Annotated in this window: 24 protein-coding genes and 2 tRNA genes; 11 read left to right on the top strand and 15 right to left on the bottom strand. The window is 59.7% G+C overall.

Annotated elements, in window-relative coordinates; translation table 11 throughout:
* The first annotated feature begins 27 nt into the window (after positions 1-27).
* Positions 28-315 (top strand): DUF2530 domain-containing protein, encoded by a 288-nt coding sequence (locus QRX41_RS01350; protein ID WP_313838224.1) that lies wholly within the window; start codon positions 28-30, stop codon positions 313-315.
* Here the strand turns inward: QRX41_RS01350 and QRX41_RS01355 are convergent.
* Complete coding sequence (locus QRX41_RS01355; RefSeq protein WP_313838225.1) at positions 248-1,498, bottom strand: sensor histidine kinase; 1,251 nt, start codon at positions 1,496-1,498, stop codon at positions 248-250. The genes QRX41_RS01350 and QRX41_RS01355 overlap by 68 nt on opposite strands.
* A gap of 201 nt (positions 1,499-1,699) precedes the next feature.
* Here QRX41_RS01355 and phoU point away from each other — a divergent pair, with 201 nt between their 5' ends.
* The gene (gene phoU, locus QRX41_RS01360; RefSeq protein WP_313838226.1) at positions 1,700-2,377 is read left to right on the top strand and encodes a phosphate signaling complex protein PhoU; all 678 of its coding nucleotides are present in this window, start codon (positions 1,700-1,702) and stop codon (positions 2,375-2,377) included.
* 197 nt (positions 2,378-2,574) lie between these two features.
* On the opposite strand, the gene QRX41_RS01365 is transcribed toward phoU, so the two are convergent.
* The 4 genes from QRX41_RS01365 to lysS all read right to left on the bottom strand — a co-directional run bounded on the left by QRX41_RS01365 (position 2,575) and on the right by lysS (position 7,043).
* Positions 2,575-3,315, bottom strand: coding sequence for a phosphoglyceromutase (locus tag QRX41_RS01365; protein WP_024626731.1), 741 nt, complete (start codon positions 3,313-3,315; stop codon positions 2,575-2,577).
* Between the two features lie 70 nt (positions 3,316-3,385).
* Positions 3,386-4,333 carry a 1,4-dihydroxy-2-naphthoate octaprenyltransferase gene (gene menA / locus QRX41_RS01370; protein ID WP_313838227.1) on the bottom strand — a complete coding sequence of 316 codons (948 nt, stop codon included), beginning with the start codon at positions 4,331-4,333 and terminating at the stop codon, positions 3,386-3,388.
* A gap of 66 nt (positions 4,334-4,399) precedes the next feature.
* Positions 4,400-5,380, bottom strand: a complete 981-nt coding sequence (gene menA, locus QRX41_RS01375; RefSeq protein ID WP_313838228.1) for a 1,4-dihydroxy-2-naphthoate octaprenyltransferase — start codon at positions 5,378-5,380, stop codon at positions 4,400-4,402.
* A gap of 34 nt (positions 5,381-5,414) precedes the next feature.
* Positions 5,415-7,043, bottom strand: coding sequence for a lysine--tRNA ligase (lysS, locus tag QRX41_RS01380; RefSeq protein WP_313838229.1), 1,629 nt, complete (start codon positions 7,041-7,043; stop codon positions 5,415-5,417).
* Positions 7,044-7,171: 128 nt separating this feature from the next.
* Here lysS and QRX41_RS01385 point away from each other — a divergent pair.
* The 6 genes from QRX41_RS01385 to QRX41_RS01410 all read left to right on the top strand — a co-directional run bounded on the left by QRX41_RS01385 (position 7,172) and on the right by QRX41_RS01410 (position 13,741).
* Positions 7,172-7,245: transfer RNA gene (locus QRX41_RS01385), tRNA-Pro, on the top strand.
* A gap of 301 nt (positions 7,246-7,546) precedes the next feature.
* Positions 7,547-8,749, top strand: a complete 1,203-nt coding sequence (locus tag QRX41_RS01390; RefSeq protein WP_144085086.1) for an ATP-binding protein — start codon at positions 7,547-7,549, stop codon at positions 8,747-8,749.
* Complete coding sequence (locus QRX41_RS01395; protein WP_313838231.1) at positions 8,742-9,323, top strand: hypothetical protein; 582 nt, start codon at positions 8,742-8,744, stop codon at positions 9,321-9,323. Before QRX41_RS01390 ends, QRX41_RS01395 begins: the two co-directional genes overlap by 8 nt.
* 128 nt (positions 9,324-9,451) lie before the next feature.
* On the top strand, positions 9,452-11,470 hold the full coding sequence (locus tag QRX41_RS01400; RefSeq protein WP_313838232.1) for a DUF4037 domain-containing protein: 2,019 nt from the start codon (positions 9,452-9,454) through the stop codon (positions 11,468-11,470).
* A gap of 12 nt (positions 11,471-11,482) precedes the next feature.
* The gene (locus QRX41_RS01405) at positions 11,483-12,118 is read left to right on the top strand and encodes a DUF4125 family protein (protein ID WP_313838233.1); all 636 of its coding nucleotides are present in this window, start codon (positions 11,483-11,485) and stop codon (positions 12,116-12,118) included.
* Between the two features lie 66 nt (positions 12,119-12,184).
* The gene (locus tag QRX41_RS01410) at positions 12,185-13,741 is read left to right on the top strand and encodes an alpha/beta hydrolase family protein (RefSeq protein ID WP_313838234.1); all 1,557 of its coding nucleotides are present in this window, start codon (positions 12,185-12,187) and stop codon (positions 13,739-13,741) included.
* Here the strand turns inward: QRX41_RS01410 and QRX41_RS01415 are convergent.
* Both QRX41_RS01415 and QRX41_RS01420 read right to left on the bottom strand, forming a co-directional pair.
* Complete coding sequence (locus QRX41_RS01415) at positions 13,691-14,098, bottom strand: ABC transporter permease (RefSeq protein ID WP_143243369.1); 408 nt, start codon at positions 14,096-14,098, stop codon at positions 13,691-13,693. The two genes, QRX41_RS01410 and QRX41_RS01415, sit on opposite strands and share 51 nt — an antisense overlap.
* Positions 14,091-15,995, bottom strand: coding sequence for a PspC domain-containing protein (locus QRX41_RS01420; protein ID WP_313838236.1), 1,905 nt, complete (start codon positions 15,993-15,995; stop codon positions 14,091-14,093). The genes QRX41_RS01415 and QRX41_RS01420 overlap by 8 nt, the downstream gene beginning before the upstream one ends.
* Positions 15,996-16,108: 113 nt before the next feature.
* On the opposite strand from QRX41_RS01420, the gene QRX41_RS01425 reads away from it, so the two are divergent.
* Together QRX41_RS01425 and QRX41_RS01430 are read left to right on the top strand one after the other, a co-directional pair.
* Positions 16,109-17,422, top strand: coding sequence for a PspC domain-containing protein (locus QRX41_RS01425; RefSeq protein WP_313838237.1), 1,314 nt, complete (start codon positions 16,109-16,111; stop codon positions 17,420-17,422).
* Between the two features lie 98 nt (positions 17,423-17,520).
* A complete protein-coding gene (locus QRX41_RS01430) occupies positions 17,521-18,222 on the top strand; it encodes a response regulator transcription factor (protein WP_313838238.1) in 702 nt (233 codons plus the stop codon).
* An 8-nt stretch (positions 18,223-18,230) separates the two neighbouring features.
* On the opposite strand, the gene QRX41_RS01435 is transcribed toward QRX41_RS01430, so the two are convergent.
* Positions 18,231-18,806 (bottom strand): HAD family hydrolase, encoded by a 576-nt coding sequence (locus QRX41_RS01435; RefSeq protein WP_313838240.1) that lies wholly within the window; start codon positions 18,804-18,806, stop codon positions 18,231-18,233.
* A 290-nt stretch (positions 18,807-19,096) separates the two neighbouring features.
* Between QRX41_RS01435 and QRX41_RS01440 the strand changes: the two genes are divergently transcribed.
* On the top strand, positions 19,097-19,708 hold the full coding sequence (locus QRX41_RS01440; protein ID WP_313838242.1) for a Type 1 glutamine amidotransferase-like domain-containing protein: 612 nt from the start codon (positions 19,097-19,099) through the stop codon (positions 19,706-19,708).
* Positions 19,709-19,719: 11 nt separating this feature from the next.
* Here the strand turns inward: QRX41_RS01440 and QRX41_RS01445 are convergent, their stop codons facing one another.
* From QRX41_RS01445 to QRX41_RS01475, 7 genes are all read right to left on the bottom strand, one after another.
* Entirely contained in the window at positions 19,720-21,279 is a 1,560-nt protein-coding gene (locus QRX41_RS01445; protein WP_396176783.1) for a ClC family H(+)/Cl(-) exchange transporter, read from the bottom strand.
* Positions 21,280-21,406: 127 nt separating this feature from the next.
* Positions 21,407-22,006, bottom strand: coding sequence for a YbaK/EbsC family protein (locus QRX41_RS01450; RefSeq protein WP_313838246.1), 600 nt, complete (start codon positions 22,004-22,006; stop codon positions 21,407-21,409).
* Positions 22,007-22,016: 10 nt separating this feature from the next.
* Complete coding sequence (locus QRX41_RS01455) at positions 22,017-22,514, bottom strand: hypothetical protein (protein ID WP_313838247.1); 498 nt, start codon at positions 22,512-22,514, stop codon at positions 22,017-22,019.
* A 189-nt stretch (positions 22,515-22,703) separates the two neighbouring features.
* Positions 22,704-22,788, bottom strand: a tRNA-Ser gene (locus QRX41_RS01460).
* Between the two features lie 93 nt (positions 22,789-22,881).
* A complete protein-coding gene (gene serS / locus QRX41_RS01465; protein WP_313838249.1) occupies positions 22,882-24,168 on the bottom strand; it encodes a serine--tRNA ligase in 1,287 nt (428 codons plus the stop codon).
* A 143-nt stretch (positions 24,169-24,311) separates the two neighbouring features.
* Positions 24,312-25,187: an L-serine ammonia-lyase, iron-sulfur-dependent, subunit alpha gene (gene sdaAA / locus QRX41_RS01470; RefSeq protein ID WP_313838251.1), complete on the bottom strand. Its 876-nt coding sequence runs from the start codon at positions 25,185-25,187 to the stop codon at positions 24,312-24,314.
* Positions 25,188-25,199: 12 nt separating this feature from the next.
* Positions 25,200-25,877, bottom strand: a complete 678-nt coding sequence (locus QRX41_RS01475; protein WP_313838253.1) for a serine dehydratase beta chain — start codon at positions 25,875-25,877, stop codon at positions 25,200-25,202.
* Positions 25,878-26,007 lie beyond the last annotated feature (130 nt).

Below are 26,007 nucleotides of genomic sequence, written 5' to 3' on the forward strand. Positions count from 1 at the left end.
TGTCATTGCGAACGGTACAGTGGGGGTATGAAGCTGGCTCCCATTTTCGATCCGGACGCCCGCAGGCCATCGCCGCGGCCCGTGCAGGTGGACCTGCGACGCATCTTCTTGTTCGGCACAGGAGCCTGGATTCTAGCGCTGGCCGTAGTCGGCATCCTAGCTCTGACTGGAATGACGGTCACTAAGCCCCTTATCGTCTGCCTTTCCGGGGTTGGCGTGGGCATCCTGCTGTTGATCTGGGAGCACTTCAATCGCTGGGATTATCGCCGTCTGGCCCAGCAACCGGACCCTGAGCCAGAGGAAGCATCAGCGTAAATGTGCTCCCCTCTCCCGGCGCGCTCCAGACTGTTACCGACCCATGGTGGGTCAGGGCCACATGCTTGACGATGGCCAGCCCCAGGCCGATGCCCACTGCAGTCTGCTCATTCTGATTGTCCGCACGGTAGAAGCGTTCGAAAATCCTGCCCTGGTCCGCCTTGGATATGCCTTGGCCGTGGTCGACCACCCTGATGATCCCGTAGTGCCCGTCCTTGGAGGCCTGCGCCACCAAGGAGACAGTCGAGCCCGAAGGTGAATAGGATATAGCATTCTCCACCAGCTTGGCCAAAGCCACTCTGATCTGCTGCCCGTCGCCATGAATCGTCAATGGTTGGTCGCATCGCCACCGTAGTGTCACATGGGCCTGATCAGCTCCATCCTGCTCATCCTGCACCACTGTCCTTATCTGCTCAGCCACGTCAAGCACGTTCTCCCTGCTGGGTTTGATCCGCTCCTGAGCCCGGATCAGCAGAAGAAGATCCTTGAGCACATGCCCCAGATAGGCACTGTACCGCTGGACCGAGGAGGCATCCTTGGAGACGCTGCGCAGGTGGCTGCGTAGCAGATCCGGGTCATCCTCCTCCAAGTGCGAGGTGGTTTTCAGTTGCGCCGCAAGCTCCTCAAGGGCCTGAACCGGCTTGAGCATCTGCTCGGATACATTGGTCATGAAGGCATCCCTGGTCCGAACGAACCTGACCGAATCGCTCACATCATCGATAAGCACCACGACCAGGGACTTGTCGATACGTCCCAGGGTGACCTTGAGCCAGTTCCTTCTGGATACCGCCTGGGCCTGAACATGGGTCGCATCCCCAGGATCCTCAACCTCGTCAACATCCCAATCATCGGATTCCTGGCTCTCGGCTGCGGCATCCAGAGCGAATTCCGTAGGCGTTCGCGTGGTCAGATTGAAGGTGCGTCGACCACCCGATCGGCGTACCTGCGCAATGGCCTCGATGATCTTCGGATCAGCAATCTCGTCGTTGCTGACGATTCCCAGCCTGTAGGCATCCGGACTTGAGCGAACAACCTCGTCATCGCCATCGACCACAACCGTGGCGGCAGGAATGAGCGCCAGCAGAGCCTGCGTCGAGCCCTCCAATGCCCCGTCATCGGCCTGTTCACCATCCTTGCCGCGGTTGCCCATAAAGCTGCGCAGGCGGTCCACAAACCGTCTCATAAGGACTTCCCTCCAGTCCGGCGCCGACCCCGGACGCTGCAACATCAACCAAGTCTCATCGGCAGTTCCGGCTTTATTCTCGCATATCCGACATTGATTGCCGCTCCCATGGCCCGACATTCTTCAGGACTGGCTTTTTCTTGCCATGCCAGTCACATAGACTGGAGTCATATCGTTGACCGAGGCCGAAAGGGAAGAACAATGCGCGTGATTTTCAACGAGGAACTGGGGCTGGTGGCCGACGATCTGGATCGGATGGTTGCCAAGGTTCGCGATGCCATCAAAAAAGCCGGGCGATCCTTGATGGAGTGCGACGTGGAGACGGCCCAGGAGGTCATCGACGGGGATGCCGATATAGACAACCTTCAGGCCAGCATCATCGACCAATGCATCAGGCTCCTGGCTAAGCAGAGCCCGGTGGCCACTGATCTGCGGGTAGTGGTCTCCACGCTGAGCCTGTCAGCCACCTTTGAGCGCATGGGAGACCTGGCCAGGCACATCGCCGAGACAGCAAGGCGCTCCTACCCCGAACCGACCCTGCCCGACGAGGTCATTCCCCTGTTCAAGCAGATGCAGGACTTTCTTGACGTCATGGCTGACCGTCTGGTTGACATGCTCTCCGACAGGGACACGACTATAGCCGAGCAGATCATCGTCAGCGATGACCAGATGGACAAGCTCCATCAGAAAACTTTCAGCTATGCCCTCTCAGACGACTGGAAGGGGAGCAGGCAGCAGCTGATCGACCTGGTCCTGGTGGCACGGTTCATGGAACGTCTGGGAGACCACGGCGTCTCGGCGGCCCGGCGTGTGGTCTACATCGTTTCGGGCTTCGACCCTTCTAAGGATCCTAAGGATCTCGACCTCGATCTGGACTGAACAGGCAGTAACTGTGCGGCTCGTTGCCTAACAGTTAATCAGGTGACGAGCCGTTTTTACTTTTCCAACGGCCAGGAATGAATACGAGATACGAAAGGCGGTGTCTTCCACAAAGGGAGAAGACACCGCCCAATCAGCTTGGACACTCTGCGTCCAAAGCCCGATTCACATCATCGGATAGATCTATCTGAGGGATCTCACTTTTGGCCTTGGGCTGCCACAGCAGCAGCACCAGCAGCGGCTGCCTCCGGATCCAGGTACTCGCCACGAGGCTTGATGGGCTTGAAGTTCTCATCCAACTCGTAGACCAGGGGGATGGCCGTGGGGATGTTGACCTTGGCGATCTCGTCCTCAGTCAGGTTGTCGAGCATCTTGACGATGGCCCTCAGCGAGTTGCCGTGGGCGGCAATCAGGACGGTCTTGCCGGTCTTGAGCTCAGGAACAATGTCGCTCTCCCAGTAGGGGGTGACGCGCTTGACCACGTTGGCCAGTGCCTCGGCGCGGGGCACTGGGGCTCCGGCATACCGGGGATCATGGGACTGCGAGTATTCGTCGTCAGGGTCGATTTCGGGCGGCGGGGTGGCATAGGAACGACGCCAAAGCATGAACTTCTCATCACCGTACTTCTCGCGGATCTCGGTCTTGTTCTTGCCCTGCAGTGCTCCGTAGTGACGCTCGTTCAGCCTCCAGTCGCGCTTGACGGGGATCCAAAGGCGGTCAGCCTCATCCAAGGCGATGTTGGCGGTGTTGATGGCGCGGCGCAGCAGTGAAGTGAAGACGATATCCGGCAGCACACCCTTATCCTTGAGCAGCTTGCCGCCTTTGCGGGCCTCCTGCTCGCCCTGCTCGGTCAGCGGGACGTCCACCCAGCCGGTGAACTGATTGGTGTTATTCCATGCGCTCTGGCCGTGCCTGAGCAATACTAGTTTGTAGGTCATAGTGAAAATTCTAAGACCTAAGAGGGACTGTTTGGCGGATCTACAGCCCCCCCCCCCGTAGAGCGGTCACTTAAAGCAGGCAGACACCCAGCCAGCAGAACCCTGTCAGCAGATCGGTATAGCCCGACAGCGCAAAGGCCCTACTGAAGCGGTTCCGACAGCTGGCCGCTGTGGTGGCAATGGCCAGAGCCAGGACAGGCAGCAGACAGACCAGGCGGGGCCAGGCGTTCGCAAGAGAGCCGTCAGACAGGGACCATGACTCAACCACGCCCAGGATCACAGCCAGGGCATAGCAGGACCCCATCAGAATCAGCGTGCCTCTGGCTCCGATGAACGAAGACAGCGTGTACTTGCCGGCCAGAGGATCCGCATCAATGTCTCGATAGTTGTTGATCTCCAGAACAGGAATGCAGACAAGACCGCCAACCAGGGCGCCGATGAACCCGTGACGGTCGATGCCGCCAGTCTCCAGGTACTGGGTGGCCAGCACGCCCACCAGGCCAAAGAAGATCATGATGCTCAGCTCGCCCATGGCCCTATAGCCGTAAGGGTGCTTGCCTCCCGTGTAGAACCAGGCTCCCAGCAGACAGAAAATGCCGACCAGGATCATCCACCAGTGGCCAGTCACCCAGCAGAGGGTCAGGCCGGACAGGCAGGCCATAAAGATATTGAGATAGGCAGACAACAGGACCTTGCGAGGCTCCACGCCGCCTGCCACCCCTCTTCTGGGCAGATCGGGCACCGAGCCGTCAGCACCGGCGCCCGAAAGGCTGCTCCGGCCCTCGTCCGTACCCCTGATGCCGTCAAAGTAGTCATTGGCCAGATTGCAAATGCTGTGGATGAACACAGCCGTCAGACAGCATAAGAGAGCTATCAGCCAGAAGCGCGCATCCGGCCCAAGTCCTTGGCTGAACAGCTGCCGGAGGGCCACCGCCGTGCCGATCAGAACCGGCGTGGGCGAGCAAAGCAAGGCCGAGGGTCGCAGTGCGTCCTTGTATTCCTGAAGTGTGATGAACATGATTGCCTGATTATCCACCAAATCGCTTGAAAGTCGGACTGCTCTCTTATGAGCGTATCAAGATTTTCACAGCTGCAGGAGCAGGCCCGCCGACCAGCACAGGGCAGAGACCAGAGTACCCTTGCCTGCCATACCGAAAGCCTTGGGCACCTGGCCGCGGGCAAAGGCTCGACAGATCAACAGAAAGACAGCGGCCACAGGCAGGAGGATCAGCACAAGTGGGAAACCAGGCAGGCCACGTCGCATGACAGCAGGCACAAACTGGATCAGGCCCAGAACCAGACTCAGGATGTAGACCAGGTAGATGGAGATAGCCGCAGCACGCGCCCCCACCAGAACAGCATATGTGTGCTTGCCGGCTTGACGGTCATCATCCAGATCCCGGTAATTGTTGAGCATGAGCAGGCCCACGGCATTGAGCCCGCAGACGCAGGCACCCAGGATGCCGGCGGCATCGACCCTATTAATAAGGAAGTACTCGGTGCCCAGGGTGGCCACCAGACCAAAGAAGATGAATACGCTGACCTCGCCCAGCCCGTGGTAGCCGTATGGATGCGGGCCGCCTACGTAACACCAGCCGGCTATCAGGCAGCAGACCCCGACCAGGATCATCCACCAGTGACCGGTCAGCGCTATGGCAATCAGGCCCATCAGACAGGTGAAGGCCGCCGAGATCATGGTGGCGTACAGCACCTTCTTGGGCGGTACGCCGGCGGCCACCAGACGCCTCGGTCTGCCAGAGGCGGCCTCCTCGCCTCCACGGCCGGAGTCGGTGCCGCGAACACCATCGGCGTAGTCGTTGGCGAAGTTGGCTGCAATCTGCATAGACAGGGCGAGCAGGACCAGCAGAACCACGATTAGAGCCAGCCTTCCCGGCGTGGTCGCCTTCAGGGCAGGGTCGACAGGCCTGGGCGAACAGGAGCTGGTGCACTGTTCCAAGAGCCGTGACCGCTCCAGGAGTGCTGCCGAAGCGCCCACGCAGACAGGCGCCACCGAGGCAGGCAGCGTCCTGGGACGCATGCCATCCATCCACAGCCTGATATTCATGACCGTCCCTCCCCCGTTATCATCTCATATCGTCTCAGACCAGCGGCTTGACCAAGGGGAAGGTGATGGTCTCGCGGATGGATGCGCCGGTAAGGGCGATCAACAGCCGATCGATGCCCATGCCCATGCCACCAGCCGGAGGCATGCCTACGCCCAGGGCCTCCAGGAAGTCCTCGTCAATATCCATGGCCTCGACATCGCCGCGGCTGGCCATCTTGGCCTGCTCGACGAACCGCTGCCGCTGGACCACCGGATCATTGAGCTCGGAGTAGCCCGTGGCCAGCTCGAACCCGCGAACGTAGAGATCCCACTTCTCAACCACTCCCGGCTTGGTGCGGTGGGCCTTGACCAGGGGCGAGGTCTCGACCGGGAAATCACGCACGAAGGTCGGCTCGTAGAGCTTGTCCTGCCAGAAATGCTCCCAGAGGTGTTCGACCAGCTTGCCATGGTTCTCGGCAGGCTCCTCCTCCAGGCCCAGTTTGTCAGCAATGGTCCGCAGATGGTCCACGCTGGTCTGCGGGGTGATCTTTTCGCCCAGGGACTCGGAAAGGGAATCGTACATACTGATCTGACGCCAGTCCCCGCCGAAGTCGTACTGGCTGCCATCCTGCAGGGTCACCTTCAGCGATCCAGACGTGGCCATGGCCGCCTTCTGGATCAGCTCCTTGGTCAGTTCCCCGATGGTATCGTAGGTGCCGTAAGCCTGATAGGCCTCCAGCATGGTGAACTCCGGGGCATGCGTGGCATCCACGCCCTCATTGCGGAAGTCGCGGTTGATCTCGAAGACGCGCTCAATGCCGCCGACCAGACAGCGCTTGAGGAAGAGCTCGGGAGCGATGCGCAGATAGAGATCGATGTCGAAGGCGTTCATATGCGTGGTGAATGGTCGGGCCGCGGCACCGCCATGCACGGTCTGGAGCATGGGGGTCTCGACCTCCATGAAGTCGTGATCCTCGAAGGTACGCCTCAGGGAGGAGACGGCCTTGGAACGGCGGCGGACCATGGCCCGCACATCCTCATCGGCGATCATGGCCAAGTAAGGCTTGCGGGTGCGCTGTTCCTCGGTCAGTTCCTTGTGAAGGGCAGGCAGGGGCTGTAAAGCTTTGGCTGCGATGTTCCACTCGGTTGCGAAGACAGAGAGTTCACCGGTCTTGGAAGCGACCACGCGGCCGCGCAGGTAAAGGTGGTCGCCCAAGTCGACCAGCTGCTTGAAGCGCTTCAAAGAATCAGCGCCGATCTCACGCTTGGAGATCATGCCCTGAATGCGGGTGCCGTCGCCAGCCGCCAGCTGGACGAAGCAGAGTCCGCCGCCGTTGCGCAGGAAGAGGACCCTGCCGGCGATGCCAACCACATCTTCGGTCTCCTGGCCTGGCTCAAGGCGGTCCTGATACTTGCGGCGCACATCCTCGATGCGATCCGTTACATCCAGATGGACCGGGTAGGGCTCAATACCCTCCTTGAGCATGAGCGCCCTTTTGGCCACACGCATGCGCACCTGTTCAGGATGGCCTTCAGCACCGTCCGTTAGGCTGCCAGGATCGATGGCGTCATCCAACTGGGCGCCCTGATCGATCTTCTCCGTAATGGCCATATCCTGGTCAAGCAGTGCCTGAGCACGCTCGACCGTCGTCAGACGAGGGGTTTCTTCCGATGAGTCATTCATAAATCGCTATTTTACGCATGAGCCGGTACTTGGTCCCGGTTGCCGCCTGAAGGCAAGCGGTTGAATGGTCGCGCCGCGCAGACAATGGCGTTTGGCCGACGGTACGTGTACTATATAGTACGTTGTCACGGGGTATAGCGCAGCTTGGTAGCGCGCTTCGTTCGGGACGAAGAGGCCGGGGGTTCAAATCCCCCTACCCCGACAAGCATTCCGGTCCTTATGGGCCGGAATTTCTGTATTCGTAACTTTTAGAGATAAGTATGTGCAAGAACAATAACCTTGCCATGCTCTTTCTCTTCTTAAAAGCAAAAGTTAAAAGGCAAAAGCGATTCTCGTTTTTTTCTCGCATTTTTATCAGTTTGGGATCACAGCCCCAACGATCCTGAAATCTTCCGCTGTACCAATATCCGCTGCATCAACAATTGAGGTTCCTCGGAACGGAGCGACAGATTATCAGCATTCAGATGTAGTATATAAACAAATATTCTGTTCAAAGGAGCATAATGCGGATCTTAGCCTTTGACCTTAAAGGACTTCGCTTATACGACAAGGGCGCACTACGCATGATCCTGTTCGCCGAAGATAGGATTACCGATGGCAGCTTCACCCATCGCCTTCAGAGCACCACCTCACCGCTTGGCATCGTCACAGCCATTGGCATCTCCGGTATCAATGCCTCCGGCAAAACCACTGATCTACGCCTGCTTTCTCTAATCATCAACATTGCCAGAGGCGCTTCATTGGGAACTCAACGCTCCACCATCGATCCGCTGATGGACATTCTTGAGCCCACGATTACAGCACGCATTATCTTCGAAGAAAACGGCGAGGCTTGGCTGCTCAATGCCACACTCCGTCGCGCCGACAAGGACGAGGCCACCGCCGACTCCCCCTTAGTTTTCGAAAAGGAACGGCTGTGCCAGTATGCAGGCAGAAGTCTGAGCAAGATTCGTTTGAAAAGAACCATAGATGGCGACGAAGAATCCTGGTGGACTGTAGCGACTCGAGGAATGAATAAGTCGGGCGACGAAAAGGAGCTGGCCGAGGATGTCAAGAGATTTTTGCCCCCCGATCGCTCTCTAACGACGGGGATTCTGCGCACCAAGGAGACCGTGGTCACCCTCTGTCTGCAAAATCCGCTGCAAATGTCCATTCCTGTCACTCCCCCATCGCAAGTGGTACGTCTATTCGATCCGACCATCGAACACTTGGAAGTAAGCGATCACCAGTTCCATATCAAGTTCCGCAATGAAAAGGTTGAGCGCGACTGTGATCCCTCGCAAGCTATGGCCATGATATCGGCGGGAACATTCCGCGGAACCTCCTTGGCACAACATGCTATCGAAACACTTGCGCAAGGAGGCTACTTACTATTCGACGAAATCGAAAACAGCATAAACAAGCAGTTGGTCTTCGCTATCATCGACTTGTTCTCCTCTCCTGCTACTAACCCGCATGGGGCGGTACTCGTTTTTTCTACGCACTATCCAGAACTGCTGGACCATTTCACCAGAAAGGACAACATTTGGTTCGCTGTCAGGCATGAGAACGCCGGATTCCAACTGATCCGGTATAACAAGCTGGTCACCCGCGGTGAACTGAAGAAGAGCGTCCAGTTCATGTCGGGTGCCCTGCAAGGAACCGCGCCCTCAGCCGCTTCCATCAGCGCCTTGCGGAGCTACGTCAAGGAAACGGTTCATGGATAGTCAAGCGATTTATAATGAACCTACCTTGGTTATCTGCGAAGGGTCTGCCGAAAGCGTCATCTTTGAACTCCTACTGACAGAAGGAAAACTGATCATCCCTAAAGATTCCCTTATTGAAGATCCGCAGACTGGTCGGTTTTATACCCGCTGCCGTAAAGATAGGGAAATCGAGGAACGGTTCCTTTCCGTGACCTATGGTTCTTCGTGCGTGAATATCGTCCGTATTATTGACTCACCAAATGAACGCTTTCACTTGTCGCCTCTGTACCAGTCTAAAGCCCGTGTACTTACACTGACTACTCGTCCTGAGATCGAGATCCTGGCCATCATCAAAGAGGGGGCCTATAGGGACTGGACGCACGTCAATAACATGAAACCCAGCGAATTCTGCAAGGAGAAACTGGGGCTGCACAAGATCAAGCAGTATGCTTTCTTGCACCAATATTGGAATGACGCGGATGAGCTCTGTCGTGTCATCGAGTTGTATCGAAGAAACCATCACTTCCAAAATCATGAGCGATGTTTGGCCGAGCTCCTCGTTACCCATTCAGGCAACTGCACCGGGCAGGTGTGACCTAGGCGACATAGCCGACTGAAGTCCATCAAAGACCATCAGTCTAGACTGATAGATAGAAGCGACCAGGGCGCTAGGGCTCCATGAGGGACCCGCACCTACAGATACCCTGACAGCAAGGGAGCCAAATGAGCCAGGACCAGACACCGATCCCAGACAACAAGCAGGAAGAGCCTCAACAGTCCTACCTGCAACCGGACGGCAGCTTCGACACCCAGGCCTTCTTGGACGGACTGGATGCCATCTTCAATGCGGGCAAGGCTCGCGACAAAGCTGAACCCTATCTGCAGCAGGCGCTGGTGGATGCGGAGAATGCGGGTAATGATGCCGGACTGCTGACCGTGCTGAACGAAATCATGGGCTTCTACCGGTCCCAGGGTCGCCACCAGGAAAACATGTGGATGATCCAGCGCGCCATCGAACTGGCCACACGCATGCGTATTGAGGGGTCCGAGGCCTGGACGACCACCCTGATCAATGCAGCCACAGGTCTGCGGGCAGCCAAGAAGTACGACCAGGCCGAAGACCTCTACCGGCAGGCGCTTGCCTCCGCAGCCAAGACCCTTGGGTCCAAGGATCGGCGCCTGGCGGCCCTGCACAACAACCTGTCCATGCTCTACAGCGAAACCGACCGACCCGACCAGGCCGAGCAGGAGCTGCGCCAAGCCATGGGCATCCTGGAGAATTCCAGCACTGACCCTTCCCAGGATCAGGATCTGGCCACCACCCACACCAATCTTGCCCTCCTGCTCATGCAGCGCAAGGACAATCCTCAGGCTCTGCAAGAGGCCTGGGACCAGGCCCGCACAGCCTTGGACATCTATCGAACCGGCCACCTGGAAAATAGCGCACACTATGCCTCGGCCCTGGCTGGCTTCGCCCAGGTCTGCTACATGACCGGGCGCTTCAGCCAGTCGGCAGACACCTACCGCAAGGCCCTGGCCATCATTGAGGATCGGTACGGCCAGGGCAGTGACTACTACCAGATCACCAAGGCCAATCTGGACCAGGCCCAGGCCGCCGCCCAAGAAGCCGGGGACAAGGACCAGTCCAACCAGACAGACGAAGCAGCATCCAGCCAGCCGAAGACCAGGAACCAGAACGAAGACAACAATCAGCGTGATTCCCGCCCGGATATTCAAGGACTGGACCTGGCCAAGGCTTACTGGGAGCAGGTGGGCCGTCCCATGCTGGAGGAACGCTACCCCCAATATCGCGGCCGGATCGCCGTAGGCCTGATGGGCCATGGATCGGACTGCTACGGCTTTGACGATGCCATCTCCCGGGATCATGATTTCGGCCCCGGCTTCTGCCTGTGGCTGACCAGCAAGGATTACCAGGCCATCGGCGACCAATTGCAGAAGGACTACGAGGCCCTGCCTACCGAGTTTATGGGGTTCGGCTCGCGGACCGACAGCGTCAGAGCCAAGGGGGCTAACCGCCGCGTGGGCGTCTTCGAGATCGGCGCCTTCTTCGAATCCCTGACCGGCTACCGTCAGGCGCCCCCGGAAGATCACCCCCACGAGTGGCTGCTCCTGGACGAGGCCACACTGGCGGCGGCCACCAATGGCAGGATTTTCGCGGATCCTCTGGGGCAGATGCTGGCCACACGGCAGGGGTTCAAGGCCATGCCTGACGATGTGCGCTTCTGCCTGATCTCACGCCGGCTGGGCATGATCGCCCAGGCGGGCCAATACAATCTGCCGCGGAGTCTGCAGCGGGGCGACGGGGCTGCAGCCATGATGTCAATCAACGAATTCATCAAAGCCTGCGCCTCCCTGATCTTCCTGGTCAACAATCCGCTGACCGTCGGGTATCTGCCCTATTACAAGTGGACCTTCGCAGCCCTGCGGCGACTGAGCGGACGAATGGCCACCAGGCTGGCCGACCTGACCGAGCAGCTGGAGGACATCCTGCGACTGGCTTCGGCTGCCTGTTACGGGGGGCAAGGCTTCGGCGAAGGCGGCAAGGGGGGCCGGCCGGCTACCGAACGCGTCACCAAGCTTGTGGAGTCCATCTGCGCAAGAATCGTAGAAGAGTTGCAAGCAGAAGGCCTAACCAACAGCCCGGAAACCTTCCTGGAATGGCAGCGCCCCTACGTCGAGGCCCACATTTCCAGCGACGATCCGGTTCTGCACAGCATCTGAAAGGAGCCAAAGATGGCAAACGACGAGCAATGTCAGGATGAGGAATCCCTGCGCGAGCGGATCGTCCGCCACGAATGGGAACAGTTCCAACAGGTCAACAATGAGGGCGGTCCGGCCAACTGCCAGGGCAACTGGCCCATGTTCCACCAGATGCGCCTGAGCCAGTTCCTGACCTGGCCGCATCCCCTGCTGACCAGCTATGCGGACGACCTGGATCAGGCCGACAAACAGGGGCGCAACCTGTTGACCGAGAAGTATGGGCGGATGATGGAGTCCACAGCCCCAGACCAGTACCACAGCAGCATCGCCCCCTACCTGCCCAGGCTGGGTCTGGCACGCCAGGAACAGCAGGAGCGCATCATCGACAAGCAGGTGGCCTGGGCCAAGGACTTTCGCGAGCGCTACCCCCGTCTAGGTCAGGAGATGCGAGTCCTGCGCACCAGTGAAGACACACCGGAGGCCACCTCTTTCGAGACCTATCTGCGTGGCGAACTAGGTACCTATTCGGCCCGGACCCTGGATCTTTACCAGTCCATGGTGGATCAGATCGAGGCCCGTGGCGGCAACCTGACCGAGGAAACCATCCTGGCCACGGTGGAATTGAACGGCTTTGAAACCCTGGAGGAAGCCGAACAAGCCCAGGACTGACCTCCTGAACCACAATCAGGAGCTTCAATCTCTTCAACTTGTCGAACGGTCAGGTAAGGTTGACGGGTGCAAAAGCTGAAACGGGCGGGCTTCACTGCCGCCTCCTTCGTGGTCATCCTGCTGGTCATGCTCCTTTTGGGCCAAGCCATGACACCCGACTGGCAGGTGGAACCCTATCGAGAGCACATCAAGGTCCCGACACGGTCCACAGCTATCGCTTCGCGCCTTGGAGCTACCACCCCTGAAGGTACTTATAGGGTCAAAGAACGGAAAATCAGCATTGCTCTGGATGGCGGAGTCCGCATCCAGGCCATCGTCAGAGAGCCGCGCGGTCGAGAGGGCACGGGGCCAGCCTGCTTGTTCATCCACGGCGCCGGAACCGGCAAATCCTCAGAAGTGTATGGCGATCTGGCCTCAGCCATGGCCTCGGCCGGCATTACCACCCTGGTGCCTGACAAGCGTTTGGACACCTACACCACCTTTCACCGTGATTATCAGGCCATGGCCGCCGACTACCAGCGATCGCTTGACCAACTACGCTCCTGGCCGGGTGTGGATCCAACCAAAGTAGGCCTGTACGCCGAGTCCGAGGGCACCTGGATATCGTCCATCATGACCGCCAAGGACTCCAGTATCGCCTTTTCCATCCTGACTTCGCCCCCCGTCTACCCGGGACGGTGGCAGATGGCCATGGCGGCTACCAACTACTTGGATCTGATTGGCGCGCCCAATGGAATCCGCAACGTTATACCCCGGTTCATTGGCATGGACCTGTCCCTGCTGGGCCTGGAGTACGCCGACTTCCCCTCCCTGCCTTATCTGGACCAGCTGCGGATGCCAGTCATGATCAACTTCGGCACCATGGATGTATCCATGCCAGTCGAGCAGGGTGCGCAGGAGATCATCCGCAGAACCCACGCTAGCGGCAACGACAACGTGACCCTGCGCTACTACCCCACTAATCATCAGATACGCACAGGCAGTCGGCTGGCCAAGGACGGGTTACCTCTGGAACCCCGGTATACCCATAATCTGGAAGACTGGATCAACGCTGTAGCCTTGGGCACACAGGCCGATCAATGGTCCACTCCCATGATCGCCGGCAGCCAGCCCCACCAGCTCAATCAAGTACCTGATCGTACTGATTCCGGATTGATTTCCTCGCTGACCGCCCTGCTGACCTTGATGGCCAGTGGCCCCGTTCTGCTGGTTGCTGCCCTCATAACTGCCCTGATAGGAGCCTTGAACTCACATCTGCGGGCTCGAGGCAATGTCAGACAACGGCCCGGCTTCAGCAAAGGTCTGGCCGGACGGCTTTGGGCACTGGGACTGTTGGCCGCAGGACTGATAACGGCCCTGCTGGCCTATGCCTTCACTGTGGTCCGCCAAGCCTTCGGCCTGGTCCATCTGTCCTCGATGATGACATTCTCCTGGTTCCTACTATCAGGTCTCTGCCTGATGTTCATCCTGCTCTTGGCGAGCACCCTGACCTCCATCTTCAGCCGGCCTGACGGCAAACCAGCTGTAGTTGGCGCTGGCCACTGGCTGACCCTGACCCTAACCCTGTTGGGGTCACTGGCCATCCTTGGCAGCCTGATCTTCTGGAATATCCTGGTCTTTTGAGTCATGACGAGCGCGCTTTGTTGATGCCAGCCAAGTTGATATAGCAGCGACAATCAGCACCACGCCCAGGCCAGCAAAAATCAATGGAATAATCCGCTGCCAGGGTATGACTAGGGTCAGATCCGTACCGTAACGCAGAAAGACCAATCCTAAAGCCAACATGGTCAGAGCCAAAAGTCCAACCAGGATGCCAAAAATGATGGTAGGCATGCTGGGGCCGCTAGGACGGACCGGCTCCGGCGGCTGCATCCGAACCTGGTATATCGGGGGTGCCTGTGATTCAACCGGCATGACCTTGGTGGTGCGCTCCTGACGATCCAGCGGCTGGCCTCCTTCTGGTTGCTGCATATCAGTCATCTTCCTGATCCTCCCCAAACTGCCATGGATTGTAGCTATAATCCCAATATTCATTGATCAAGCCGCTGTAGAGCTGCGCCCGCTTCGGCTGGGTAGCGCTCCCCTGGGCTTGCACGGTGACCCGCGCACCGGCCATGAGATTGGCATCGACGATCAATTCGGGATCGTCGGGCATATGCCACTGATCCTCCTTGGACGCTCGCAGGGCCTCCTCCCAATTGCGTCGTTCAGCTGATGGCGACGTATTGCCCCACCACATCCGGTTTCCCTGTTCCGTCTCGGTTATCCAGTCAGCCGCGCCTGATCCCAAGACCCTGTAGAGGTCGGTGTGTTCCCTATAGGACAGACTGCATCCCTTAGGAATGAGCAGGCGAACGTCAGCATAGGCCACAGCCAGGCGGACAGTGCCCGTCGGGCAGCCTGAGACTGTACTCTCCGCATCATCCATAATCTGAACGCGATGAGTGCCGTGTTTCTGCTCATAACCAGTCAGGTCAATGACGGCACTTCCCTGATCCTGCGGGTCTCCGACCAGCGCGATGCCACGGCGGTAACGCCTCATGTCTGCACTGTCCGCCCCCAACAAGCGTCCATGGTTATTGCCGTTAACTTGAACTGTGGCGTATTCGGCCAGGATCCTGCGGTTCTGGGTTTGTTCAATGCCTGGTATGGCCGAACCAGAAGCCAGCATCAGGACAACCAAGCAGGCCATCAGGGCAATGGGGGTCAGTCCTCCAGACCTGCGGCCCATCAAGCCCAGGATCAGTATGACCACGCCAAGTATCAGCGTAACGCCTCCAGCCCAGATCAGAGCGAAAGTCAAGGCCACATTCAATCCGCGATAGGGGTTCGTGGCCATCCACCAGACCCCTGCGCCGGAGACCAGGATCAGTCCTGACAGAAGACTGACCAGCGCAGGTCCGGCGGGACGACGCCGTATCCGGGGCGGAACCGACGGAGTCTTACGGGCTATTCCCGGCCCTGTCGAGAATGACCCGGCTGTGCCATAGTCCGTCCAGTCACTGAATCCATATGACTGATTCATGTTCCCAACAGGTTCTGCAGGGCCTTCTGCCCCCGTCCAACCTCCGGGAGCTGCACCGGTGACAGGATTCTCACAGCCTTGCGTACTATTCGAATCGCTGGCAGCGTTTGCCGAATCCGCTGTCTCAAAAATATGTCCGGAAGCAGTCGCATCCCCTTGTTGTTCCCGAGTTCCATACGAATCGGAATCCCCTGGCTGGTTCCTGTCTCCTTCTGTGCTTGCATTGCCGTCTGTCTGCGTATTGCTTCGCGTCCCTGTGTAATCCTGGTACCCCTCATACCCCGAAAAGCTTGGGTAGTCAGGCTGATTCGGATACCATTGCGAGCCTGCACCACTCGGCCGTTCCGAATACTGCGGTCCCATCACCCAGGGATCGCCCGAAACCGGTCTGCCGGCATCCGGCCCAGTCCAGTACCCTCTTTGGTACTCCAGGGCCTTGTTGCGGCTCCACCGGATGAATAGGTACAGGACCAGGGCACCGAAGGCCAGTGAAAAGATTCCGACTCCAGGAATCAGGATGGCCAGCAGCCAGTAAATGATGATGCCCACCATGGAAGCATGCCAAATCCCGTGGATCAACTCCTGGGCGATAATGACCCCACGCCGGTCCGGCAGGACGAACCAGGCAAAGCCGTAGAAGGCGGCACCGGCGCCGAAGAAAAAGACCGCCAGAATCATCAAGGCTCTGACCAGGGTCACGCTCCAACCCAGACGACGGGCCAAGGCTACGCAAACACCGCCTACCCATCCCTGGTCACGGATCAGATAGGACTCCCTGCAGCCGCGGAAGAACCTGTCGAACTTCCACTGCCAGCCGTTGTCGGGGCCATTGCCGTTCATGTCGCTACTCATATCTTCATTACAACACCCTGCGAGCGCAAATCTCATGGGGGAACACCCTGATTCGACCCTGATTTCTTCCCCTTATTGCCCTATCGGTACGATCCGAAACCGATAATGGAGACATGAACGCAGCCATGCAGGAAGAACAAACGTTGAGGAAACCACCTCCTCTGCACCCTGCGCGCATGCCCCTGATGAGGCCACACAAGGGCAGGATCCTGTGCGGAGTCTGCAAGGGCGTCAGCCTACACCTGGGCATTCCCGTCTTCTGGATCCGCCTGGGCATGGTGCTTATGGCTCCCAAATTGATCACCTGTGTAATCTACTGCTTTCTGTGGTTGACGCTCCCCCAGGGCGACCCCACCCAGGCAGTCCAACCGAATGACCCGAAGTCAGCCCCGCTGGCACCCAGCATCCTCACTGAACAGCCAGATCAGAAGGAGGAGCACAGCATCAGTCCCGGGCGGATAACCAGACTGCTGGCAGGCCTGGGCATCATCCTCCTGCTGACTGCGGTCTTTCTGCTCAACAGCGGCATGCGCCCCGCCTTTGTCGTCCCCTGCCTGCTTTTCTGCGCAGGACTGGTTCTGGCCTGGTTGAGGCCGGAAAACCAAGGAACCGGCTACCACCTGCCTGCCCTCATCGGCAGCCTTGCCCTGATCCTGTCTGCTGCGGTGATCTTCCTGCTGTCCACCCAGGAATTGTATTGGGCTCTGACCCTGATAGTCCTGGCCGGCCTGCTTCTTATAGGCGTAACCGCAGTGGTCGTACCCTGGGTAGGCTCGATCCTCAGCCAGCTGGGCGATGAACGAGCCATGAAGGAACGCGAGGAGGAGAGGGCCGATATGGCAGCCCATCTGCATGATGGCGTTCTTCAGACCCTGGCCCTGATCCAGCTGCATGCCGACGACCCGCATACCGTCTTCACCCTGGCTCGCTCCCAGGAGCGCGATCTGCGCAACTGGCTCTACCAGGAACGCACTCCCTCAGACCGGTCAGTCAGCACGGGGCTGAGCCAGATAGCCGCACAAGTAGAGGACGATTCAGGCAAGCCGATCGAGGTGGTCACCGTGGGCGACGCCATGCCCTGCGCCCAGACTGATGCCCTGCTCAACGCGGCCCGCCAGGCCCTGGTCAATGCCGTCACCCACGGCGGTGAACCCATCTCCGTCTATTGCGAGGCACGCAGGAATCAGGTTGAGGTCTACGTGCGCGACCACGGTTCGGGCTTTGATATGAATGAAATTCCAGCTGACCGTCTGGGAATCCGCGAGTCCATCATCGGCCGGATTCGTCGGCGTGGCGGCAGGGTCGAGATCGTCTCCCGCCCTGGTTGGGGCACCGAGGTCAGGATGCACATGCCGCTGTCCGAGGCCAGCCAGCAGCAGGAAGGCAAGGTTGATCAGACTGAAAAAGGGACTGAGGCCCAGCAATGATAGGATGCATGGTGAACCATTCATTCACAGACGCATGCCGGTCCGATCCCACCAACACTTGAGGACCCGCGTCGGGAAAGGCGGGCTGAACCACGCCCATGACCACGACTGCAGCAGAACCCCATCAAGCCGAGGATGGGTCCGCAAGCATCCGCGTAGCCGTCGTTGACGACCATGAGATGTTCCGCACTGGCGTCATCACCACCCTGCAGCCGTATTTTCACATCGTGGGTCAGGCAGCAGACGTGGAGTCCTCCATCCTCATGGTCAGGCAGACACGTCCCGATGTAGTTTTGCTGGATGTGCACGTGCCCGGTGGCCAAGGCGGTGGAGGTGCTGAAATCCTGAGCCGCTCGCATCCCCTCTCCCCCCGGTCGGTCTTTCTGGCTCTTTCCGTATCCGACTCGCCCAGGGACGTGGGCTCGGTCATCCGCGCCGGAGCCCGTGGTTACGTGACCAAGACCATCTCCGCCAAGGACCTGGTCTCCTCAATCCGCCAGGTTCACGAGGGGTACGCGGTCTTCTCCCCCAAGCTGGCCGGATTCGTGCTCTCCGCCTTCCAGGAGGACGAAGCCGGAGATACCGGCCGGGCAGAAGACGACGAACTGGACCGGCTCTCCGCGCGCGAGCAGGAGGTCATGCGCCTGATCGCCCGGGGCTACACCTACCGCGAGGTGGCCTCCGAGCTGTTCATCTCCATCAAAACTGTTGAGACCCACGTCTCCAACGTCCTGCGCAAACTCCAACTCTCAAACCGAACCGAGCTGACCCGCTGGGCCGCAGACCGCCGCATCGTCTGAGAGTCCGCTCAACAGGCGATGCCGCGCTGACGAAGCAGCTGACGCAGACCGCGGATGTCATGGGCAACAATCCCATCCATGCCCAGTCGGTCAGCCACAGCAACATGCTCAGGATCAGCATCAACGAAGATCGTATGTCCGGGGCTGATGGCGAAACGACGCAGGGCCAGACGATAGAAGAGCGGATCGGAAAGATCCAGATGCTCCTCTGACGAGATCAGGATGTCCTTCAAGGCAGAGAGCGGCGAAAGGACCTTGGATGCCGACTCAGTCAGCTGACGGGTCGTTGCCGCCAGGCCCCAAAGGGTCAGGCCAGCTCGCTGCAGATCCTCCAGCAGATCAGATGCTCCGGGAAGCAAGCCCTTCACTGCCAAGGTGTAGTTTTCCAAGCAGACGCGAACCACCCAGGCGACGGCGGGCCCATGAGTGGTTTCATAGTCGGCCAAAGCTCGTTGCGGATCCACGCCCAGATTGATCTGTCTGCTGACACAGGCAAAGCCCCAAGGGTCATTCGGATCCAGCACCATATCGACTACACCGTCAGGATACTGCCCAACCAGGGCCCGGCGCGGATCCCAATCCACCAGAGTTCCGGGCAAAGCGAAGAGAATACTGCCGCCTGGGGCTACGGTTCGGGGCGGTCGTCGCTGTATAAATCCTCGCCTGACATGCCGCGCGATACGCCTTGACCAGATCCCTGCCATAACTCCTGATGCTGCCTTGCCATGCCCCCAGACTAGGCATCTGAGCCTACAACGTGGTCAATCACTAGGCGAAGACCATTGCTTGGATATATTGAGACCAGCAATGGTCGGATCTTTCGTTTTGCGACCTGCCCGGTGCGGAAGTCCCGCCTGGCATGAAAGGAGCCGTTATGCGTCGGCTGCTGCTTACATCCTCATTCTCCGCTACCGCTGACAGGTTGCCCGCCTTCCTTGAGGACTCGCCCAAGAATCATACGGTGGCTTTCATCCCCACGGCCAACCTTCCACAGCGTTCGGATGGTTATGTCCAGGAGGCTCGCCGGGCTTTCACCGACATGGGCTGCCGGATCGACGACCTGGAAGTCTCAACAGCCGATCCGGAGAACATACGTCGCAGCCTGGAGGAGGACGACCTGATCTACCTGTCCGGCGGCAACACCTTCTTCCTGTTGCAGGAGCTGTGCCGCTCAGGGGCTGCTGATCTGATCAGGCAGCAGGTGGATCAAGGCAAACCCTATATCGGCGAATCGGCCGGCGCTGTGGTGACCGGTCCCGATATCGGTTTTCTGGATGCCATGGATCCGCGCTCGGCCGCCCCGGATCTGGACTCCACCGCCGGGCTGGGTCTGGTGGACTTCCGTCTCCTCCCCCACCTTGATTCCGAGCCTTTCGCCGAGGTGACCAGGAAAATTCTGGACCGCTACGGTGACGAGGGGCCAATGGTGGCCATCAGCAACACCCAGGCCGTGGCAGTACGCGGGCAGTGCCTGACCATCCTTTAGAACACCACCAGTCAGCGGCAGAGGCCTTCCATGACCTGACGGGCCTGGTCCAGACGATCGCCCGGACAGAGCAGGATGACACCGTCTCCAGCAAGCAGCCGCAAATCTCCTGCGGGAATCAGCCGATGCTCGCCCCGGCGAAGACCGACTACGGCGCATCCGTTCGGCCAGGGGACCTGCCCCAACAGACGACCAGCCGCCGGGCTGCCATGCTCTATGGGGAACTCGACAGTCACCCTGTCAGGGGCCTGGGCATCGGGAGCATGCCCTTGGCGGTAACGCTCCAACAGAGCCTCGTAAATGGGCTCGACGCCTAGCAGATCAGACACCATCAGGGCTGTGAAGGCGCACAGGGCCACGGGGAGCATATGGACCAGAGAGCCGGACATCTCCACCGTCAGCAGGATGGAGGTTATGGGGGCCTTGACCGAGGCCGTCAGGGTGCCTGCCATGGCACAGACCGCGCAGATCGGAATGATCCGAACAGGCATTCCCAGGGCGGCCGCACCCATCCCGCACAGTGATCCGGTCAGCGTGCCAACTGCCAGGATGGGCATGAAGATGCCCCCGGGGGCACCGCTGCCGAAGGAGGTAGCCGTAAAGAGCATCTTGACCAGAAGCAGAACCAGCAGGTTGATGGCCACCGACCAGGCCAGCTCACGAACGCCTTCCGCCTTGCCGATCAGATCCTCGCCGCCACCCAGAACAGCAGGCAGCACCAATCCGACCGGCAGGGCCAGGAAGAGGGAGATCACCGGTCCCAGCTTCGAGGGCAGATGGCTGTAAAGGCTCTGCGCTCCCAGCAGCAGACGGTTCATGGCAGCTCCCACAAGGCCGGCCACCAGCCCAAGGGGGATCATCAGCAGATACTGGGCGATGGTCAGCTGTGGCATAGCTGTGAAGTCCAGGACCGGACGCAGGCCGAAACGGTTTTTGGCAATGAAATCAGCACTCAGGCAGGCCATGGCTGCTGACAGAAGAATCATTGGAGAAAAGGACCGGTGGATCTCCTCCAGGGCGAAGACCATCCCCGACAAGGGCGCGTTGAATGCTGCAGACAGGCCGGCAGCCGCGCCGGAGGTCACCAGGCAGGTCTCCTCCACACGGTCTCGGCGCAATCCTCGGGAAACCAGCTGGGAACCGGCCGCGCCGATCTGCACCGAGGGCCCCTCGCGCCCCAAAGACAGGCCGAACATGCCGCAGGCCAGACCGCCCAGGAATCGTACGCCCAGCACAGGCAGGGCAGGCATGCGCATGCCGTGGATGACCACACCCTCCACCTGCGGGATGCCGGAGCCGGAGGCCATGGGAACCCGGCCGACCATCCAGGCCAGGGCCAGGCCCACCAGTAGGGCGGCCAGCAGCCAAGGAAGAATCATCAGGGGCCGGTCACGCATCTGTGCGTAGGCCCATCGAGCGAACTGTGTGCCGTAGCCGATGCCCTGCCGGTAGAGCACCACCAGCACTCCCACCAACAGTCCGCAACAGGCGGCCCTGAACGCCACCAGCCACCGGCTTGCTCGACCCGATCTGGTCGCCTGCAGCTGGTCGGAACGATGGGTCTGATCCATCTCATCTGCCGACGGCTTTCCTCTAGACGGATTCAGCCTCACCGGTCTGCTCCTTCCCTCCTTCGCGCACAACGGTTTCCAGCTTCTCTCAGGGCAGAGACCAGGAGCAATGGCTGAGTCGACGGCTTCAATTCTCCGGCAGTATGAGCACCTGGGATACCAGCTTCCTTGCAAGATCCGGCAGGCAGGAGCCGGGCAGACAGACGGACACCTCATCGGAGCCCAGCGGTAGTGCTGTCTGTTGATCAGTTGCCACAAGATTACCGTCCAGGACAACGGTATCCACCTGGCCGCGATAGTCCACAAGATCCAGCAGCGAGACCCGCCCCGGCACCGTATCCAGACATTGGCGCAGGGTGGCAGCCGGGGCCATGTGCAGCCTTCGGCATCCGACCAACTCTCGCACCTGGCGCAAATCAGGCCGCCTTATGCCCTGGGCCACCAGGAGTATCGGCAGACCTCCAGCATCCTCCAGCAGCAGGGACTTGGAGAGGTTTTCCACAGAGAGCCCCAGCAGGTCAGCAATGCCCAGCTCCATGCCCTGGTCGATGGTGTCCAAGGGCGGATGCTGTACGACGCGCCAATTTGTTCTCAAATCATCCAGAAGCTCTCGCACCGGCTTGGGAACCATCCTGTCCCCCGAATCTAATGGCTTCTTATCCATACCGGCCGGGGCGCCAAGGTCTACTCTGGCTGCAGGATCAGTGCTGCCGTTGCCAAGTCTCATGGGTGCCTCATCAGTCGTTGGCCACCTCCGAGTCGGGCTTCAGCTCCTTCTCCTTCTGGCCTATCCGCTTCCTGTCTATGCGATAGTATGCGTTGAAGAGACCGCCGGAGGTCAGCAGGACGATCAGAAGGACCAGCAGCCATATGTTCTCTTCGGCATCGTATGTCTCCAGCAATTCATAAGAGGAGGAGATCATCTTCAGCCAGCCTGCGACCGACACGAAGTACCAGGCAGTTGCCTGGTCAAGGAAGCTCAGCGCCCGTCGACGTTCTGATCTGGTCCTGGTAGCCTGACGGAGAATTTCGTGCCCGCGTTTACGTTCCAGCTGAATCTTGACGATGGGCACCAGCCACCACCAGGGCGAGACCTCATCCCAATTCTTGCTGAGCTGATCAAAGTCGTCCAGGAGCTCCTGATATTCCTGCAGCTCCATCAGCCCCTGGAAGAGAGGGAATGTGAAAAGCAACCAATCCCCGATGAGAGAGACAATGGCGATGAATTGATCCACGACCCGACCTTTCCCTTGCAGAGTCGGCGCCCAAGGGCCGGCTCGCGTGATTACGCATGGCTACCGTCCTTTATTGTAAGCACCGGGCTCCAACTCACACCGCTGCGCAACCGCTGACCTCTGGACTGGAAACATACGCTTCAGCGAATACAAGAATGCCCCGGATATGGCTCCGGGGCATCAATCAGGCGGACAGGGCGGGATTCGAACCCGCGGTGGCTTGCGCCACAACGGTTTTCAAGACCGTCTCTTTCGGCCGCTCAGACACCTGTCCAAAAGACGTGCCAATCAGACACGTCACTCATCATACGACATCAAGGTTGGTCCAACCACCAACGGAATGTCGGTCGATCCCAGCAGAGGCGGCTCAGGCCTCCCAGGTCTTGGGCTCGATGACCTCCTTGCCGCCCACATAGGAGCGCATGGCCTCAGGGATGACGATGGAGCCGTCGGCGTTCTGGTGGTTCTCCAGAATGGCGACCAACCAACGGGTGGTGGCCAGGGTCCCGTTCAGGGTGCTGACGGGACGCGTGGAGCCGTCCTCCAGCCGCTCGCGCTCGTTGAGGCGGCGGGCCTGGTATTCGGTGCAGTTGGAGGTTGACGTCAGCTCGCGGTAGCGACCCTGGGTGGGCACCCAGGCCTCGCAGTCGAACTTGCGCGCAGCCGAAGACCCCAGGTCTCCCGCCGCGGTGTCGATGATCCGGTAAGGCACGTCCACCTTGGCCAGCATCTCCTGCTCCATGGCCAGCAGCTGCTGGTGCTGATCACGGGAGTCCTCCTGCTTGCAGTAGACGAACATCTCCACCTTGTCGAACTGGTGGACGCGGATGATGCCCATGGTGTCCTTGCCAGCAGAGCCAGCCTCCCGCCGGTAGCAGCTGGACCAGCCACAGTAGCGCAACGGGCCTTGGCTCAGATCCAGAATCTCATCCTCGTGCATGCCGGCCAGAGAAACCTCGGAGGTGCCCACCAGATACTGGTCGTCAGGCTCACGCAGACGGTAGATCTCGTCTGCATGCGCGTTCAGAAAGCCGGTGCCGGCCATGACCTCGGGCCGGACCAAGGTGGGTGTAATGGTGGGAATGAATCCGTGCTCCATGGCCTGGTCCACGGCCATGGTCAGCATGGCGATCTCCAACCGGGCCACGTCACCGCGCAGGAAGTAGAAGCGGGAACCGGAAATCTTGACGCCCCTGCGCATGTCGATGCCAGCCACGCCCACGCCCAGGTCCAGGTGGTTCTTGGGCTCGAAGCCCTCCTTGGTGAAGTCGCGCGGGGTACCGACCTTCTTGACCACCACGTAGTCGTCCTCGCCGCCCTCGGGCGCCTCGGGCTCCACTACGTTGCTGAACTTCCACATGAGATCGGTGTACTTGGCATTGGCCTCGTCGGAGGCTGACTTGCAGGCATTCACCTTCTCGGACAGGCTCTTGGTCCGGGCCAGAAGGTCGGCTTTCTCATCAGGAGACGCCGAACCCATGCGCTTGCCGAGCGACTTCTGCTCGGCCCTGCAGCTCTCGTAATCCTGGAGTGCAGCCCTGCGCTCGCTGTCCGCCTTCAGCACTTCGTCGACGAGTTCGACCGATTCGCCGCGCTTGCGCTGTGATTCACGGACAACATCCGGATGTTCCTGAATGAACCTGATATCTAACATATCTGAATTGTATGACTTTCAAAGGACACGGAAACCGGCCCCGCACACCTCCTTCCAAGTCCCATGGCCTCTGCTGCAACCGGGCCGGCCGCGGCGGGAAGGCAGACGCGAACCAGCCGTCCCTTATACGCGTCTGCCACGAATCACTGGCCGAATACAGTCTTGCGGAACCGTTTGCCGGTGGGGGTGCCCGCCAGTCCGCCGATGCCGGTCTCTCTCAGTGATGAGGGCATGCTTTCGCCGATGGACTTCATGGCTGCGATGACCTCGTCGGGCGGGATCCTGCTGACACCACCCGACAAGGCGATGTCAGCAGCGATCAAAGCGTTGGCGGTACCGATGGCGTTGCGATTGACGCAGGGCACCTCCACCAGTCCGGCCACGGGATCGCAGACCAGTCCCAGCAGATTGCTCATGGCTATGGCGAAGGCTTGGGCGCAGGCATCGGGATCGCCTCCTGCACCCTCAACCGCAGCAGCGGCAGCCATGCCGGATGCGCTGCCCACCTCGGCCTGGCAACCGCCTGTAGCTCCGGAAATCATCGCCTTGTTGGCCGTGACCAGTCCGAAAGCCCCTGCCGTGAACAGGCAGCGGATCAGCCCATCGTCATCCAGCCCCAGTCGGTTCTTGAGCACAGTGAGCACTCCGGGCAGTGTTCCCGAGGAACCGGCCGTAGGCGTCGCGCAGATGATGCCCATGGCCGCATTGACCTCATTGGTGGCCATGGCGGCCTCGACAGCCTGCAGCATGGCATCGCCGCTCAGGCTGGTTCGCTTCTTCCGGTAATGATCCAGCAGAGCGGCCTGTCCTCCGCTCAGCCCGGTCTTGGAAAACACGCCATCGCCCTGGGACCCTCTGGCCACAGCAGCCTGCATGACCTGCAGGTTCTTGGCCATTCTTGCCCAGATCTGCTCGCGCGTCTGGTGCGAACGCCGCACTTCCTCCTCGATGGCCACTTCCGATATCGACGAGCCGCGCTCTTGAGCCATACTCACGAGTTCAGCGATCGAAGTGAACATGCGCCATGCCTCCTAGTCGATATAAATCATGCGGGACGAGTGACCGGCAATCTGCTGCTGCCGCTGCGTGGACAGCGGATTGTCCAAATCGAACTCGTACACTGCCGTGCCGGCCGGACCCGCAGGCTCATACCTGGTCTGCTTAGTCACGCCCTCTTCCCGGAGCAGATCGCGTATACGCTCCAACCGCCGACTGGAGCCCTTGTCGGATTCATCCAGTTCCACCAGCAGGATGGGCAAAAGCCCTGGAGGAGTGATCAGGCAGCCGTCCAAGTTGATACGCCGCACTTCAATGGTTCCGCCCCCGATGGAACAAGCCGCGTAGATCACCCGACCGGCTGGGCCCTGCAAGTCCAGGACGGCGGTGTTCGGGTGGTCGATGGGACTGGGTTCGTCCTCCTCGTGGAAGGTCAAATCCATGCCCTGTCTGCGGGCGATGCCGATGGCATCCGGCACCCGGGAGTCATCCGGCGCAAAACCCAGCAGGCCGCTGATGATGGCATAGTCGGTACCGTGGCCGCTGTGCGTGCGAGCGAAGGAATCATAATAATGAATGTCGGCACGGCTGGGGACACCGCCGGCAAGGATGTGCCCAACCCGACCGATGGCCACGGCCCCGGCTGTGTGCGAGCTGGAGGGTCCAATCATGATGGGTCCTATGATGTCGAACACGCTCTTGTACTTATCCATGCCTGCCTCCTCTTCCCATACCCCCGGGCTTTCCCGGACTTCCAGCGCACGAAGCCGTTGCAGCTCCAGACCGAAGGGACCACATGGACCGAATGACATCATAACTTTCCGGTTTCCATAACTCAATCAA

It is taken from the genome of Bifidobacterium kimbladii (assembly GCF_032193675.1).
In the GTDB taxonomy this organism is placed as follows: domain Bacteria; phylum Actinomycetota; class Actinomycetes; order Actinomycetales; family Bifidobacteriaceae; genus Bombiscardovia; species Bombiscardovia kimbladii.